Source organism: Listeria immobilis (assembly GCF_014322765.1).
Lineage (GTDB): Bacteria > Bacillota > Bacilli > Lactobacillales > Listeriaceae > Listeria > Listeria immobilis.
Window position 1 is genome coordinate 44,017 of the sequence record NZ_JAASTZ010000008.1, and the last position, 15,691, is coordinate 59,707.

The window sequence follows — 15,691 nt, forward strand, 5'->3', positions numbered from 1 at the left end:
ATTTAGTATGGCACAGAAGCAATTATTTGAGATTAGTCCATGGACATTACGAACAACCAAACTAGATAAAGAAAATAAACGGTTGCAAGAGAGTTTAACTTCCCTTGGTAATGGTTACATGGGAATGCGCGGGAATTTTGAAGAAGGATACTCCGGCGATGGCCATATTGGAACATATTATGCAGGTGTTTGGTTTCCTGATAAAACGCGTGTTGGTTGGTGGAAAAATGGCTATCCGGATTATTTTGGTAAAGTCATTAATGGATTAAATTTTATTGGGATTAACGTACGACTTGACGGTGAAAAACTAGATTTATTTACAGATGAAGTAAGTGATTTCGAACTTACCTTAGATATGGAAAAAGGAACGCTGAGTCGTCATTTTACAGTAGTTAAAAATAACAAGTCTTTCCGGATTTCAGCAGAACGCTTCTTAAGTGTAGCCACAAAGGAACTCGCAGTTATTCATTATCAAGTGGAAGCGTTAAGTGATGCTACAGTCGAATTATCTTCTTATTTGGATGGCAATGTGCAAAATGAAGATGCTAATTATGAAGAAATGTTTTGGCAAGAATTAGAACAAAGCGCTAGTGAACATCAGGGAGCGCTAGTTACAAAAACAATTCCAAATAACTTTGGGACACCGCGCTTCACTGTTTCAGCCGTGATGGAAAACCGCAGCAACGCGAAAAAAGAAACAAACCAAACAAAGTCACTTTATGCAGAAAATAGCTATTATTTTGAATTAAAGGCGAAGGAAGTGGCGCGAATCGAAAAACGAGTTGTGATTACAACTTCTCGTGATTATGCAGATGCAGCGCTTTTAAATGCTGGTAAAAACATTTTACAAAACCTTCAAGCTAGTTCCTATGACGAGTTGCTCGCAGCACATATTGCTGGATGGCGCGAACGATGGGACAAAGCAGATGTTGAAATTGTTGGGGATGATTCAGCGCAACAAGGAATCCGTTTTAATATATTTCAATTATTTGCTACTTATTATGGAGAAGATGCTCGTCTTAATATTGGCCCTAAAGGATTTACTGGAGAAAAATATGGTGGGGCAACCTATTGGGATACAGAAGCATTTGCGCTACCGATGTATTTATCACTAACGGATAAGTCTGTTAGCCATAATTTGTTGAAATATCGTCATGATCAACTGGACGGTGCAAAAATCAATGCGCAGAAAATCGGCTTAGGTGGGGCACTTTACCCAATGGTTACTTTCACGGGGATTGAATGTCATAATGAATGGGAAATCACTTTTGAAGAAATTCATCGAAATGGCGCAATTGCTTATGCGATTTATAATTACACAAATTATACGGGTGATGAGACTTATTTAAAAACGGATGGTATCGAAGTTTTAACAGAAATTACTCGTTTTTGGGCAGACCGCGTGCATCTTTCTGATCGATTAGACAAATATATGATTCATGGAGTAACTGGGCCAAATGAATACGATAATAACGTTAGTAATAACTGGTATACCAACTATATTGCTGCTTGGACGATTCGCTATACTCTTCAAAATTTAGATGATGAATCGAAAAAGCGTTTTGGTATTACAGAATTCGAACTAGCTAAATGGGAAGATATTGTGTATAGAATGTATTATCCGTTTGATGAAAAATGGCAAATATTTGTTCAGCATGATACATTTCTGGATAAAGAATTACGTTCAACAGATACACTTAAACCGGAAGATAGACCTATCAATCAAAACTGGTCTTGGGATAAAATTTTACGTTCTTGCTTCATTAAACAAGCAGATGTGCTACAAGGATTATATCTATTTCATGATGATTTCGATTTTGATACAAAACAGCGTAACTTTGAATTTTATGAGCCATTAACTGTTCATGAGTCAAGTCTATCACCAGCTGTTCATTCTGTTTTAGCTGCGGAAATTGGCAAATATGATAAGGCGGTAGAACTTTATAAACGGACCGCACGTCTGGATTTAGATAATATTAATAATGATACAGAAGATGGATTGCATATTACATCCATGGCAGGAAGCTGGCTTTCCATTGTTCAAGGCTTTGCAGGCATGCGAATTTCAAATGGAAAACTTCGATTTGCGCCATTTTTACCAAATGGGTGGAGCAATTACCGTTTTAAAATCAACTTCCGCGATCGTTTGCTAGAAGTGAATGTTGCTAAAGAAGACGTGACAATTAAACTTTGTCACGGAGAACCAATAGATTTAGAAATGTATAAGGAAAACTATTCACTTGAAACATCAATAACTATACCAATAAATTAATAAAAAACTTGTTGAAAACTTTGTAAAATGTTTTCAGCAAGTTTTTTTCTTTAACAAATCTTTCCAATTTTTGGCAGGATGATTCCTTTTTCCACCCGGGCTCTTATGCTATAATAAAGAAAGTGAACAATTAAATGACTACTAAAATAGCATAAAAGGTTTACAAAAGGCGCGGAGGTGAAGTGATGGATTTTTCCAATATGTCGATATTGCACTATCTAGCAAACATTGTAGATATTCTTGTCGTATGGTTTGTAATTTATAAAGTGATCATGCTAATCCGAGGGACAAAAGCAGTTCAATTATTAAAAGGTATTTTTATCATCATTGCAGTAAAACTATTAAGCGGATTTTTTGGTCTCCAAACAGTAGAATGGATTACGGATCAGATGCTTACTTGGGGATTTCTTGCAATCATAATTATCTTCCAACCAGAATTGCGCCGTGCTTTAGAGACGCTTGGTCGAGGGAATATTTTTACTCGTTATGGTTCAAGAATTGAGCGTGAACAACACCATCTAATCGAATCTATCGAAAAATCTACCCAATATATGGCGAAACGTCGTATCGGAGCATTAATCTCTGTTGCACGAGATACGGGGATGGATGATTATATCGAAACAGGCATTCCATTAAACGCAAAAATTTCTTCTCAGTTATTAATTAATATTTTTATTCCCAATACGCCGCTTCATGATGGCGCCGTTATAATTAAAGGAAATGAAATTGCATCGGCTGCGAGTTATCTGCCGCTTTCTGATAGTCCGTTTTTGTCCAAAGAACTTGGAACACGACACAGAGCAGCACTTGGAATTAGTGAAGTAACAGATAGTATCACAATAGTTGTATCCGAAGAAACAGGCGGAATTTCATTAACAAAAGGCGGAGAACTTTTCCGTGATGTTTCAGAAGAAGAGTTACATAAAATTCTTCTAAAAGAACTAGTGACAGTTACAGCTAAAAAACCTTCTATCTTTTCTAAATGGAAAGGAGGGCAAAGCGAATGATGGATCGAATTTTAAATAATAAATGGTCGATTCGGATTATAGCTTTATTACTTGCTGCTATCCTATTTACATCAGTTAATGCGAGTAATAATAGCGCAACAAGCCTCTCCACCACTGCTTCAAGTGACACAGAAGTAATCGAGAATGTACCAGTAAAAGTGTATTATGATAAAACTAATTTATATATTTCAGGGGTTCCTGAAACCGTTACTGTAACAATTTCTGGACCAAGAAGCATTGTCCAATCTGCTAAAGCGCAACAAGATTTTACTGTTTATGCTGATTTAAGAAATGCCTCCATTGGTACCCAAGAAGTTAAACTACAAGTGAAAGACATTTCTGATCGTCTTAAAGTAAAAGTAGACCCTGTATCAGTTAATGTTAATGTTCAAGAAAAAGTAACAAAGAAATTCTCTGTAGATGTAGAGTTAAGTAAATCAGTCATTGCGGATGGATATGAAGCTGGTACACCCGTTGTTGATCCTAAAAAAGTATCAATTACTGGAGCAAAAGACACGATTGAACAAATCGCTTATGTCAAGGCAACCTTAGAAAGTGATGGGAAGCATAAATCAGAATTCACCGATAATGCTACCGTTTCCGTTTTTGATAGTAACTTAAATAAACTCGATGTGGAAGTAAGTCCGCAAGAAGTAGAAGTTACCGTCCCTGTTGAGAAAGTTGGGAAATCTGTTCCGATTAAAATCAATCAAGAAGGAACACCAGAGAGTGATATTGAAATCTCCAGCATAACTCCTGATAAGTCAGAAGTGGTTGTGGTGGGGGATGATACGGTCCTTGATAAAATAAAAGAAATTGAAATCCCAATTGATGTAACAAAAATAAAAGCCGATACTGTAAAAGAAGTGACGGTCCCAGTTCCAACTGGAGCCAAATCCGTCCAACCAACGACAATAGAGGTTAAAATAAAAACTATAAAAAAGTCTGAAGCAAGTGGCGATACAAACAGCACAGAAAACAATCAAGAACCTGAATCAAATGATACAACTACCAATGACTCAGAAGATACAGACACAAAAGAATCTAAAGTATCTAAATCATTCTCGGATATGCAAGTGTATATGAGCGGACTAAAAAATACATTGGACGCACAAATGGTTACACCTGCAAATGGTAAAGTTACTGTAACTATTACTGGTGAGAAAAAAACGGTGGATAGTATCGTAGCAAAAGATTTAAGTGTTATCGCTAACTTAAGTAAAGGAAATGCTGGGGACTTCTCGACTCCGCTGGAAGTGAACGGTTTACCAGATAATGTTGCTTATAAAGTTAATCCAATATCAGCAGATTTTATTATTAAGGAAAAAGAAGCACAGAATACCGTTCCATCCAAGAACACATAAAAATAAGGAGTATGGGATTTAGATTCTCGTACTCCTTATTTTATATTTTTACATAGAAAAGAATGAGAATTAACAACACTTTATTGCAGAAGGATGAAATTTTTTCTTAAAAAAGGTATAATAACAGGTATATGGTTGAAAGAAAGTAGATAAAACCAGAATTAGGAAAAAATAAAACTAAAACAACAAACAAAAATCATTTAGATAATGAATGACTTAGAAGGAGAGTAATAAAATGGGTAAATATTTTGGTACGGATGGAGTTAGAGGGGTAGCAAACTCAGAATTAACACCAGAACTAGCTTTTCGATTAGGACGAATGGGAGGTTATGTTTTAACTCGTCATGTAGGAGAACATCCACGTGTGCTTGTTGCGCGTGACACACGAATCTCAGGAGAAATGCTTGAATCTGCTTTAATCGCTGGACTTGTTTCAGTTGGTATAGAAGTAATGCGTTTAGGAGTAATCTCAACTCCAGGAGTAGCGTATCTAACAAAAGCACAAGGAGCATCCGCTAGTGTAATGATTTCAGCTAGTCATAATCCAGTAGACGATAATGGAATTAAATTTTTCGGTTCAGATGGTTTTAAACTTTCTGATGACCAAGAAGAAGAGATTGAACAGCTTCTTGATACGGCAGAAGATACATTACCTCGCCCAAGTGGAGAAGGTTTAGGAACGGTTAGCGATTACTTTGAAGGAAAGCAAAAATATATTCAATACTTAAAGCAAACAATTGAAAATGATTTTAATGGCTATCATATCGCTTTAGATTGCGCTAATGGAGCAACTTCTGGACTTGCAACACATTTATTTGCAGACTTAGATGCTGATATTAGTTCTATGGGAGCTTCTCCAAATGGGCTTAATATCAATGATGGCGTTGGTTCTACACATCCAGAAGCCTTAGCTGCATTTGTTTTGGATAAGAAAGCAGATGTTGGTTTAGCATTTGATGGAGACGGAGACCGAGTAATTGCTATTGATGAAATCGGCCAAATTGTTGATGGTGACAAAATAATGTTTATCTGTGCGAAGTATTTACGCGAACAAGGTTTATTAAATAGTAATACAATCGTTTCTACTGTAATGAGTAATCTAGGTTTTTATAAGGGGTTAAAAGAGCTTAACATTGAAGATGTACAAACAGCTGTTGGGGATCGTTACGTAGTTGAGGCGATGCGTGAAGGTAATTATAATCTTGGTGGAGAACAATCAGGTCACATTATTTTCCTAGATCATAATACAACAGGGGATGGACTTCTTTCCGGAATTCAATTAATAAATGTAATGAAAGCAACTGGGAAAAAATTATCAGAACTGGCTTCTGAAATGAAAACATTCCCGCAAAAATTAGAAAACATCCGGGTTAGTGATAAAAATCATGTAACAGACAACCCGCAAGTTAGCAAAGTAATTAGTGAAGTAGAAGCTGAAATGGCAGGTAACGGTCGTGTTCTAGTTCGCCCATCTGGAACAGAACCACTTGTAAGAGTCATGGTAGAAGCTGCTTCAAAAGATGAAACAGATGAATACTGCGAACGTATTTCAGCTGTTGTCCGCGCGGAAATGGCACTTAACGACTAAACGAGAAAACAAAAAATCCTGATGATATTTGTCATCAGGATTTTACTAGTTTTAGTAAAATGATTTGATCTAAACAAGGAATATCATTTTCGATAATAACTTGTTCAGGGTAGTGGTCGGAAAAATAATCCGGTATAATTTGTTGCATTCGAAAACCATTTTTTTGATAGAATGCTAGCTGATTAATACTCGAATTTCCAGTTTTGACGATAACTTCAGAAAAATGATGACTTTTTGCAAAATCGAAAGCTTTTTCTAATAGCTTTTTTCCAATCCCTTTATTTTGAAAAGGTTGAAGAACTGCTATATTCATGATTTCTAGTTGATGCTTGTTTAATGGTAAAAGACAGATTACCCCAATAGTTTTTTCGGAATTTTGCCATTCAAAGACAATAGATTTTTCCAGATATTTCTTGATTTGGATTTCGCTAGGATCAGCTTCAAGAAGGAGTTCAAGTGGTACTGGCTGGCTTTTGTCCCAGATTTTCCAGTTCATTTTTATCACCTCGATTTTAGGTTAACATGGTAAATGAAAAATAGGAAGGGAAGTGGGCAAATTGCCTGATAAATTAAGAGGCGTTTGTGGTAGTTTGCTAGTTGCACTTGGTGTGACACAGTTATATAGTTTTGTCAGTGTAATAGTAGGTTATTTTAGTGCGGAAGAAAATAATTTTATTTTTGTTTGGAATTATTGGGTAATATTATTATTTGGTTTAGGTTTTTTTATTTTCGGATTTTGTTTAATTAGGAATGAAAAATTTTGGCTTGGTAGTGTTATTTTGACCGTTTGTTTTATTCTGTTTCAAGGTTTTTCGGTATATTACTATCAAATTAGAATCTTAGCTGAAATTAAAAAGAATGCTCCCTTTGAATGGTCAGGAACCATCCTATTTATTGCGGGAATTTTAGTTTTAATCTTGTTAATTATGACATCTAAAATGCCTAAACGAGAAGGGCTAACGGATCAAAATTGGAAAACAAAATGGCGTTATGCAGCTGGCTTTTTTTCGCTTATCGGGGCAGTAACCGCCGTATTTGCAGCGACGATTATTTTTAAACAACTTCATTCCGATAGTATAAAAGAAGGCTATTTATTTACAATGCCTTTAGATGCGTATTTTGCTTGTTTTATGGCTATCATATTTATCATGGTAACTATTCTTTCATGGCGAAAAGTTTCTTATTTGTTGATTGGGATATTGCTAGGAGCCTCATTTATTTTATTTACGAATTACTTATCTGTGAATAATTGGATTGATTTTGCAAAAGATAATCTATCTATTACATTTGGAAACAATGAACGCCAAGTATTTGGTATGCAATTTCTGATGGGGGCTTCGGCGCTTATTTCTAGCATATTTGCTTATATTGCTAAAAAATAATACGATTAAATCTAGTATTAAAATAACAAGCAGAAACCTTATATAAAACCATTTTTATGGAATATATAAGATTTCTGCTTGTTTTTCTTTTAAAAATAATTTGGGTTTATTGTTTTTTCCCTACAACGATATTGGTATAACTATTTAGCGTAAGGAAGTAATAGACAATATACATTAACGTGTAGATTCCTGTGGAAATAATTACGGGCATTGTTAAATCTAAAAGCAACATATGCGAAAGTCCAACTAGCGCAAAGCTACTATGCAAAATGCCGATTGCTAGTGGGATTAAGAAAACAACTAGTAACTGTTTAGCAAGTGTTTTTCGAATGTCTTTACGATTAAGTCCGATTTTTTGCAGAATATCAAAAGTACCAATATCATTATAAGCTTCTGTTAATTGTTTAAAGTAAATGATACTTCCTGTCGCTGCTAGGAAGACGAAGCCAATGAACATTCCTATGAAAAGAAGTACGCCTGTAACAGTAATGATTTCTTGATAAGTAGCGTTATATGAAAGTAACATACTATCTTTTGGTGTGACTGCTTGCATTTTTTCATTCAATTCTTTGGCGCTTTTGGCATTTTTAATGGAAATGGATTCAAGATTTACAGGTTGAATATTTTTGTCTGCGGCGATTTTCTCTACCTGACTATCGGCCAAAACAAGTAGCCCAGGAACCGTTCCAAGTGGTGAGTCTTGCACGACAGATTTAATTTGAACTGTTGGGCTTCCTGCTGCGATTAAATGATATTTTTCTCCGATCATTTCTTCTTTGGAGCGATCATCATACATAAATGAAAGAACCATTTGAGCTTGGTTTTCTTTTAACTGCACAGCATTTTCGTTATTTCCTTGATTTTTAACAAGTGCATTATAATCAGATTCTGAAATAACAGGGAAGCCTTCATTTACGCTATATTCAATAAAATCGGGGTTTGTTTCTTTTGCTGGAACAATGTAGTACGTACTTTGTTGTTTGGACTCGATTGGATGGTCTGAATCACTACCAGCTGTTTGGATGATTTTTTTATTGGTAGATGTATCTTTTGGAATAATATATTCAAAACTGGATGGAGCTGTCGTGCTGGCTGAACTATTTGCTTGATAGTAAATACTGCTAATTGTACCAATAACAGAAAGCGTTGTGGCACTAAGAATAGAAATAACAATCAATGTTTTAGCATTTGACGAAATTCGGAATGTTAATTGTGATGTGGAAATAATATTGCTTCCTTTATAAAAAAGTTTCTTATTATTTCGCAATTTTGTAAGTAGATAAGGCAGGAAGAACGTAATAAAAAGAGCTGTTCCTACAATAACTGAACCTAAAATAATTAGCGCACCAATTGGCAGTCCAAGTTTTATCCAGATGGATCCCTTTGCATCAAGTGGTTGCCCAGCGATTGTATAACCGAGCGCGATAAATAATAGCGAAAGTAATGCTAAAATGAACGATGGTTTGGGGCTTTTTTCGCGTTTTGCCTCAGAATGGAATAAATCTATTAATGTTGTGCGATAGATAATTCGGTAACCTGAGAAGGATGTAAACAAGGTGATGATTAGGAAGACGATACTAGTTTGAATGACAGCTTCCCACGAGAAAGCAAAACCACCGATGTTTTCAATATTAATTAGCTTCAGTAATATAGTAACAAAAATTTTGGAAAGCAGAGTACCTGCTAAGATACCAATTACTAGGGCGCCAAGACCCATTAAGAAATTTTCATAAAACAACATTCGACCTATTTCTTTTTTTCGTAAACCAAGTAAGGAATAAAGTCCAACTTCTTTTTTACGTTTTCTAGTGAAGAAATTATTGGAGTATAGAATGAAAATCGCTACAAAAATAAGCAAAATCACCGAAGAAGTGGAAAAAGCAGTGGATAATTTGGTCGATTTATCAATTCGTTCTACTACAGATGGATCTTTTGAGAGTACGAGAAAGGTAAAATAAATCATAATACTAAAAATCATCGAGGCAAAATATAAAAAGTAATGAACAAAATTATGGCGAATATTTTTTTTCGCTAAATCAAATAACGTCATCTGTGTCGCCTCCCAGTTTAGCAAGCACATTAAGAATTTTTTGGAAGAACTCCTTACGTGTTTTGCTTCCACGGTAGATTTCAGTATATAATTCGCCATCTTTAATAAATAAAATTCGTTTACAGAAACTTGCTGCAAAAGCATCATGGGTTACCATCATAATTGTTGCCTCATCTTGTTCGTTTAAATCCCGCAAACTTTCTAATAGGTTGCTAGCTGATTTTGAATCAAGTGCACCTGTTGGCTCATCGGCAAAAATCAGACTTGGGGAAGTAATGATTGCTCTGGATGCTGCAGTACGTTGTTTTTGACCTCCGGAGACTTCATTTGGATATTTATCAAGAATTTCTGTGATACCAAATTTTTCGCCAATAACAGCAAGTTTGGCATCAATTTCTTTTACAGGTCGTTTGGCAAGTGCAAGTGGTAAAATTATATTTTCACGAATAGTAAGTGTATCCAGTAAGTTGTAATCTTGAAAAATAAACCCTAATTTATTGCGGCGGAACATAGACATTTGCTGTTCATCCATATTTTCCAGTTCTTGCCCGGAAATCATAATCTCACCAGATGTAGGTTTATCAATCGTGGATAATACATTTAAAAGTGTGGATTTTCCGGCACCAGAAGGACCCATAATACCTGTGAATTCCCCTTTTTTAATATCAATACTGATGTTTTCAAGAGCAGTATAGACATTGCCTTTAATTCCATAAATTTTTCGAACATTTTTTGCTTGTAAAACTGTTTCCATTGTTTTCGCTCCTTAAATAAACTAACTTCTAATAAGTATATGTATTATTCTAACGTTAAAAATTGCTTGATTCCATCGTCTCAAATGACAATTATAATAATTATCCTTACAAAATTGTTAGTTTAGTGAAATAAAAAAACCGGAATTCCCGTAACCAAATCTGCGTTACAACATAGATTTGTTACTAGGAATTCCGGTTTTTACTTATTAAATGGTAAATAGTTTAGATAGTTCTTCTGAAGGTAATAGGTTTCCGATAAAGAATGAGCCAAATTCTGCATATCTAGCACTTGCTTCATCAAAACGCATTTCAGTAACAATGCGTTTAAATTCAAGTGCATCGTCAGAAAATAAAGTGACACCCCATTCGTAGTCATCAAAACCAATCGAGCCGCCAATGATTTGTTGTACTTTACCTGCATAGGTACGACCAATCATCCCATGATCACGGATAAGTTTTTGACGTTCCTCCATTGGGAGCATATACCAGTTATCCGCACCGTCACGTTTTTTACTCATTGGATAAAAACAAATATGCTTTTTAGGCGGAAGAGCCGGATATAGTCTTGCACGAACACCTTTATTTTGGTAAGGATCTTCGTCACCTGCCATATGAGAAGCAAGATAATTACTTAATTCCACAACCGATATATACGAATAGGTTGGTAATAAATAATCCGCAATGGCTAGTTTATTGAACTGATTTTCGACTTCATTTAAAGACTCAAGGGAATCTCGTAAGGTGAAAAAGACAAGATCTGCTTTTTGACCTAGAATGCTATAAATCGTGTGTTCCCCTTCACCAATATTTTTGGTAATTTCCATATCACTTAAAAAATGGCTTAATTCATTTAACATTAGTTCTTGGTTAGTTGGATTTAATTCACGCCAAGCCGCCCAATCTATCGAACGAAAATCATGAAGACAAAACCAACCATCTAATGTTTTTACTGCTTCATTCACTATGTATCACTCCTTGTTTATAATATCACTAACTAAAGTGTACCATATCAGACTATGTTCGTCTGTTTCGCTGTTTGTGAATCTAGATTTCAAATGGACGATATTTTTTACGCAAACTTTGTTGATTTTCTAAGCGAAGTTCAATGTCTATTCGGTGAAAGAGAATCATGTTGCCTTTCTTCGTATAGGGGAGAACATTACGTTTTGCTAGGGAAAGGAGCGCTTGTTTTGAAATACCTAAAAACGCTGCTGCTTCATTTGCGGTGAGGAAATTTTCTTCTAACCATTTAAAGTCAATTTGTTGTTGGCGCACACCTTTTCACCTCTTTCTTTTTAAGTTTAGAAAATATCTCGTGAAAATACAAGGGAAAACATTAACAATTGCTTAAAAACAAGCTATACTTTAACTAATGAAATTAAAAATTAGGAGGTAGAAATATGAATGAGGTTTTAACGTTGCTTAGAAATCATCGCTCATTTCGTAAATATAAAAAGGACGTAACGATACCTGAGGAAAAGTTGGATGCAATTATCCGTGCAGCTCAAAGCGCTCCTTCTTGGATTAATGGACAGCACTATTCAATTATTGCAATAAAAGATCAAGCGCGCAAAAATAAAATGGCAGAACTTTGCGGTAATCAACCATACATAGCTGAATGTTCTGTGTTTCTATGCTTTTTAGCAGATTTTTATCGAGTGAAAATTGCTAGTGAGATGCATGGGAAAAGTTTCCAGATTTCTGGTGAGGAAGATTTGCTAATGGTTGCGGCAACAGACATTGGTCTAAGCATGCAAAATGCGCTAACTGCTGCTGAATCGCTTGACTATGGCACAATTTGTATTGGTGGATTAAGAAGGAATATCACTGCAACTTCTGAATTCCTTAATTTACCCGAATTTGTTATGCCCGTAGTTGGACTTTGTATTGGTGTTCCAGATGTCGAAGCCCCAGTAAAACCAAGATTACCAAAAGAAGCTGTTTATTTTGAAGAAACATACCAAACGGATGTTATGCCATTACTAGAAGCCTATGATAAGGAAATCATTCCATTTTCAGAACGAGAAGGTTTTGTTTCTTTTACAGAGCGATTAGCGAAATTTTATGATAAACCATACTATCCAAATTTAACCGAACAAATCAAAGAAAGAGGCTTTTTGGGCGGAAAATAACTGGCATCTTCGCGGTTAATAGTATATACTTTTAGTTGATAAAAACCAGCAGAAAAAGCTGGAATGGAGGTAAGTTGATAATGACAGAAGCATTATTTTTAAACCCTGTTTTTCAAGACCGAATTTGGGGTGGAACAAAATTACACGATTACTTTAGCTATGATATTCCGTCCGATACAACCGGGGAAGACTGGGCGATTTCCGCTCATCCAAATGGACCTTCCGTAATTAAAAATGGAGAATTTAAAGGGAAAACACTAGCTGAATTGTGGCAAGAAAATCCGGCACTTTTTGGGAATCCAACAGAAGAAGTGTTTCCTCTACTAACTAAAATTTTAGATGCAAATACAGACCTTTCTGTACAAGTGCATCCGAATGATGAATATGCAAAAACGCACGAAAATGGTGAACTTGGCAAAACGGAATGTTGGTATATTATTGACTGCGCTCCTGGTGCGGAATTAATTTATGGGCATAAAGCTGCTAGTAAGGAAGAATTTGCTAGCTGGGCAAAAAATGGTGAATGGGATAAATTACTTCGCAAAGTGGCGATTAAACCGGGTGAATTTTATTATGTTCCTAGTGGTACGATTCATGCACTGGGTACAGGGACATTAGTGCTTGAAACACAACAAAGCTCTGATACAACTTATCGTGTATATGATTATGATCGTAAAGATGCAGAAGGAAACTTGCGCGAATTGCACTTAGATAAAGCAATCGACGTAACAACTGCTCCCCATGTGGATGCGAAACTAGATATCCAAACCGAAACACGTGGCGGTTTGACAGAAACCACTTTTGTTTCCAATGATTTCTTTAGTGTCTTCAAGTGGGAAGTGGATGGTACGGCTGAATTTACAGCCAAAGCGCCGTACACATTAGTAAGTATTTTAGATGGAGAAGCAGTAGTTACAATTGATGGTAAAGACCAAACTATAAAAAAAGGTGACCATTTTATTTTACCAAATGAAGTGAAAACTTGGGCAATAACTGGCAAAATTACAGCGATAGTTTCTAATCCTCCTGTAAAATAAAATACAAGCAGAAATCATTGTATAAAGCCATTTCTAAAGTGGAATATAGAAGATTTCTGCTTATTCATTTCTTTATGAGAGTACAACTAAAATATAGTTTTGCGCACGGCTATACTAACTTTTATACACCGTTTTTTGGATACCTATAATAAAGGTTTTAATATAGGTATCTATTTCCAATTTATGTTTCTCTGCATCAACTGTCTTAGGCGTGAGCTCAAAATAACTGGAATTTTCAATATATCGTTCATAAAACAAACTATATTCAATCGGATGAATCACATCATGCTTATTGGAAAGTATAAGGACTGGAATAGTTAAATTAGTTAGTTCACTTTTGTTTTTTATCGGACTATCTTTAGGTATATCAATAAATTTTTTATAGTAATGAACAGAGGCCTTATCTTCAAAATATCGCTCAAAAGTATCAATTGCTTTAGGGTAGGTATCTTTTATAGATTGAAATATCGGATCCTGTTCAAATAACTGTTGTCCGTTTTTTTTCGGCAAATAGTTACTTACTATTCTAAACCATTCTATCACTTCTTTTTTCATCGGCTCATCTGTCGCAGAACTCCTAAGTAATATCAACCCCGTCACTCTATTTGTCTCATGAACTGCTAAATTCAATGCAACACCAGCGCCCATAGATAATCCACCGACATAAAAATGCTGTATCCCTAAATAATCCATTAACGCTAAAGCATCACTTGCCAATCTATCGTAGCTAAGTTTTTTAGAGTCATGTCCGCTTTTCCCATGACCTCTTTGATCCATTGAAATTAATTGAATTTTTTCGTCTTTATTAAATGTTTCAAAAGCAAATTCTAAATTATCACCTAATCCATGAAGAAACAAAAGTGGTATGCCCTCTCCTTGTATTTCATAGTTAAAGTCAATTCCTTCGTGTTTAAAAAATGGCATGTTTTATAATCCACTCCTCTGATAGTCATATTGGTTCAGTATTTTTCACCATTAATCCATGTACATAGAACCTCAAATTTGTTATCAAGTAAAACTAAGTCAGCCATATAACCTTCTTCAATTTGGCCCAAATTTTCCATTCCTAAAATAGTTGCTGGCGTACTTGTTGCCATTTGAATAGAATCTTGCAAGTTAATACCAAACTCCGTACTTAACCGTAAAGATTTATTCATCGTCACGGTACTTGAAGCTAAGGTTCCGTCTTCTAAGCGTGCTATTCCTTCCTTGACAGTTACTTGGTGACCGCCAAAAATATACGTGCCATCGCCAACTCCCATAGCTTGAAGGGCGTCAGTAGTAAGAACGACTTTATCTGGTCCTTTAATTTTATGAATGAGACGCACAATTCCAGGGTGAAGGTGTACGCCGTCTACAATTGTTTGAACACTAATCGAATCGTTTTCTAAAGCTGCTGTAACGAGTCCGGGTGATCTATGATGGATTGTCGGCATTGCATTGAAGCAGTGAGTAATGTGGCTTGCCCCTTTTTCAAAAGCATTCTGTGCCTCTTCATAAGTTGCATTGGAGTGCGCAATTGCAACAACGACACCTCTTTTTTTCAAGAATTCAATTAGTTCAATACCACCAGGCAATTCCGGAGCAATAGTTACCATTTTAATTAAACCGTCTGCTTCATCAAAAATTTGTATCATTTCATTTAAATCAGGATGCCTTAAATATGCTGGGTTTTGCATACCTTTTTTTTCTATATTAAGGTAGGGGCCTTCCAAATGAATTCCTGCAATTTTTGCGCCTTTCTCTTTTCCAATCACTTTTTTTGTTTGCTTAATCATTTGAATTAAGTCTTCCAAAGAGGAACTAACCGATGTAACTAAAAAGCTAGTACATCCTGTTTCTGCACATGCCATAGAAACGGCTTGAATGCTTTCTGTTGAACCATCCATCATATTGTAATTATTAGCTCCATGAATATGAACGTCAATCATTCCTGGAATCAGCAGTTGGCCCTTTCCATCAAAAATTTGCTCTTCTGAATAATTTTCAGGAGCAAATTTATCGCTCGGTAAAACTTCTTTTATTATATTTTTTTCTATAATAACAGTTACATCCATTACGTCATTTTTCTGATAAACTTTCACGTTTTTGATCATTGTCATTA

At 35.5% G+C, this 15,691-nt stretch carries 14 protein-coding genes; 7 read left to right on the forward strand and 7 right to left on the reverse strand.

Annotation, left to right across the window (positions count from 1 at the left end):
• Positions 1-7: 7 nt before the first annotated feature.
• The 4 genes from HCJ50_RS07595 (at position 8) to glmM (ending at position 6,231) form a co-directional block, all read left to right on the forward strand.
• Positions 8-2,272, forward strand: a complete 2,265-nt coding sequence (locus HCJ50_RS07595; protein ID WP_185346069.1) for a glycoside hydrolase family 65 protein — start codon at positions 8-10, stop codon at positions 2,270-2,272.
• A gap of 185 nt (positions 2,273-2,457) precedes the next feature.
• Positions 2,458-3,279, forward strand: a complete 822-nt coding sequence (dacA, locus tag HCJ50_RS07600; protein ID WP_185346071.1) for a diadenylate cyclase — start codon at positions 2,458-2,460, stop codon at positions 3,277-3,279.
• Positions 3,279-4,643, forward strand: coding sequence for a CdaR family protein (locus tag HCJ50_RS07605; RefSeq protein ID WP_185346274.1), 1,365 nt, complete (start codon positions 3,279-3,281; stop codon positions 4,641-4,643). The genes dacA and HCJ50_RS07605 overlap by 1 nt, the downstream gene beginning before the upstream one ends.
• 235 nt (positions 4,644-4,878) lie before the next feature.
• Positions 4,879-6,231 carry a phosphoglucosamine mutase gene (glmM, locus tag HCJ50_RS07610; RefSeq protein ID WP_185346073.1) on the forward strand — a complete coding sequence of 451 codons (1,353 nt, stop codon included), beginning with the start codon at positions 4,879-4,881 and terminating at the stop codon, positions 6,229-6,231.
• Between the two features lie 34 nt (positions 6,232-6,265).
• Here the strand turns inward: glmM and HCJ50_RS07615 are convergent, their stop codons facing one another.
• Entirely contained in the window at positions 6,266-6,727 is a 462-nt protein-coding gene (locus HCJ50_RS07615) for a GNAT family N-acetyltransferase (RefSeq protein WP_185346075.1), read from the reverse strand.
• A gap of 61 nt (positions 6,728-6,788) precedes the next feature.
• Between HCJ50_RS07615 and HCJ50_RS07620 the strand changes: the two genes are divergently transcribed.
• Complete coding sequence (locus HCJ50_RS07620) at positions 6,789-7,613, forward strand: hypothetical protein (protein WP_185346077.1); 825 nt, start codon at positions 6,789-6,791, stop codon at positions 7,611-7,613.
• Positions 7,614-7,719: 106 nt separating this feature from the next.
• Here the strand turns inward: HCJ50_RS07620 and HCJ50_RS07625 are convergent, their stop codons facing one another.
• The 4 genes from HCJ50_RS07625 to HCJ50_RS07640 all read right to left on the reverse strand — a co-directional run bounded on the left by HCJ50_RS07625 (position 7,720) and on the right by HCJ50_RS07640 (position 11,693).
• Entirely contained in the window at positions 7,720-9,663 is a 1,944-nt protein-coding gene (locus HCJ50_RS07625; protein ID WP_185346079.1) for an ABC transporter permease, read from the reverse strand.
• Positions 9,650-10,417 carry an ABC transporter ATP-binding protein gene (locus HCJ50_RS07630; protein ID WP_185346081.1) on the reverse strand — a complete coding sequence of 256 codons (768 nt, stop codon included), beginning with the start codon at positions 10,415-10,417 and terminating at the stop codon, positions 9,650-9,652. The genes HCJ50_RS07625 and HCJ50_RS07630 overlap by 14 nt, the downstream gene beginning before the upstream one ends.
• A gap of 207 nt (positions 10,418-10,624) precedes the next feature.
• Positions 10,625-11,380 carry a hydrogen peroxide-dependent heme synthase gene (gene hemQ, locus HCJ50_RS07635; protein ID WP_185346084.1) on the reverse strand — a complete coding sequence of 252 codons (756 nt, stop codon included), beginning with the start codon at positions 11,378-11,380 and terminating at the stop codon, positions 10,625-10,627.
• A gap of 82 nt (positions 11,381-11,462) precedes the next feature.
• A complete protein-coding gene (locus tag HCJ50_RS07640) occupies positions 11,463-11,693 on the reverse strand; it encodes a helix-turn-helix domain-containing protein (RefSeq protein WP_185346086.1) in 231 nt (76 codons plus the stop codon).
• A 125-nt stretch (positions 11,694-11,818) separates the two neighbouring features.
• Here HCJ50_RS07640 and HCJ50_RS07645 point away from each other — a divergent pair, with 125 nt between their 5' ends.
• Entirely contained in the window at positions 11,819-12,550 is a 732-nt protein-coding gene (locus HCJ50_RS07645) for an NADPH-dependent oxidoreductase (RefSeq protein WP_185346088.1), read from the forward strand.
• Positions 12,551-12,630: 80 nt separating this feature from the next.
• Positions 12,631-13,587, forward strand: a complete 957-nt coding sequence (gene manA, locus HCJ50_RS07650; RefSeq protein ID WP_185346090.1) for a mannose-6-phosphate isomerase, class I — start codon at positions 12,631-12,633, stop codon at positions 13,585-13,587.
• Between the two features lie 114 nt (positions 13,588-13,701).
• On the opposite strand, the gene HCJ50_RS07655 is transcribed toward manA, so the two are convergent.
• On the reverse strand, positions 13,702-14,511 hold the full coding sequence (locus HCJ50_RS07655) for an alpha/beta fold hydrolase (RefSeq protein WP_185346092.1): 810 nt from the start codon (positions 14,509-14,511) through the stop codon (positions 13,702-13,704).
• A gap of 35 nt (positions 14,512-14,546) precedes the next feature.
• The gene (gene nagA, locus HCJ50_RS07660) at positions 14,547-15,689 is read right to left on the reverse strand and encodes an N-acetylglucosamine-6-phosphate deacetylase (RefSeq protein ID WP_185346094.1); all 1,143 of its coding nucleotides are present in this window, start codon (positions 15,687-15,689) and stop codon (positions 14,547-14,549) included.
• Positions 15,690-15,691: the final 2 nt, after the last annotated feature.

What these genes read in the sequence shown, in the direction of transcription:
- HCJ50_RS07595 (WP_185346069.1), top strand. Translation starts at nt 8, where the DNA reads ATGGCACAGAAGCAATTATTTGAGATTAGTCCATGGACATTACGAACA.
- dacA (WP_185346071.1), top strand. Translation starts at nt 2,458, where the DNA reads ATGGATTTTTCCAATATGTCGATATTGCACTATCTAGCAAACATTGTA.
- HCJ50_RS07605 (WP_185346274.1), top strand. Translation starts at nt 3,279, where the DNA reads ATGGATCGAATTTTAAATAATAAATGGTCGATTCGGATTATAGCTTTA.
- glmM (WP_185346073.1), top strand. Translation starts at nt 4,879, where the DNA reads ATGGGTAAATATTTTGGTACGGATGGAGTTAGAGGGGTAGCAAACTCA.
- HCJ50_RS07615 (WP_185346075.1), bottom strand. Translation starts at nt 6,727, where the DNA reads ATGAACTGGAAAATCTGGGACAAAAGCCAGCCAGTACCACTTGAACTC.
- HCJ50_RS07625 (WP_185346079.1), bottom strand. Translation starts at nt 9,663, where the DNA reads ATGACGTTATTTGATTTAGCGAAAAAAAATATTCGCCATAATTTTGTT.
- HCJ50_RS07630 (WP_185346081.1), bottom strand. Translation starts at nt 10,417, where the DNA reads ATGGAAACAGTTTTACAAGCAAAAAATGTTCGAAAAATTTATGGAATT.
- HCJ50_RS07645 (WP_185346088.1), top strand. Translation starts at nt 11,819, where the DNA reads ATGAATGAGGTTTTAACGTTGCTTAGAAATCATCGCTCATTTCGTAAA.
- manA (WP_185346090.1), top strand. Translation starts at nt 12,631, where the DNA reads ATGACAGAAGCATTATTTTTAAACCCTGTTTTTCAAGACCGAATTTGG.
- HCJ50_RS07655 (WP_185346092.1), bottom strand. Translation starts at nt 14,511, where the DNA reads ATGCCATTTTTTAAACACGAAGGAATTGACTTTAACTATGAAATACAA.
- nagA (WP_185346094.1), bottom strand. Translation starts at nt 15,689, where the DNA reads ATGACAATGATCAAAAACGTGAAAGTTTATCAGAAAAATGACGTAATG.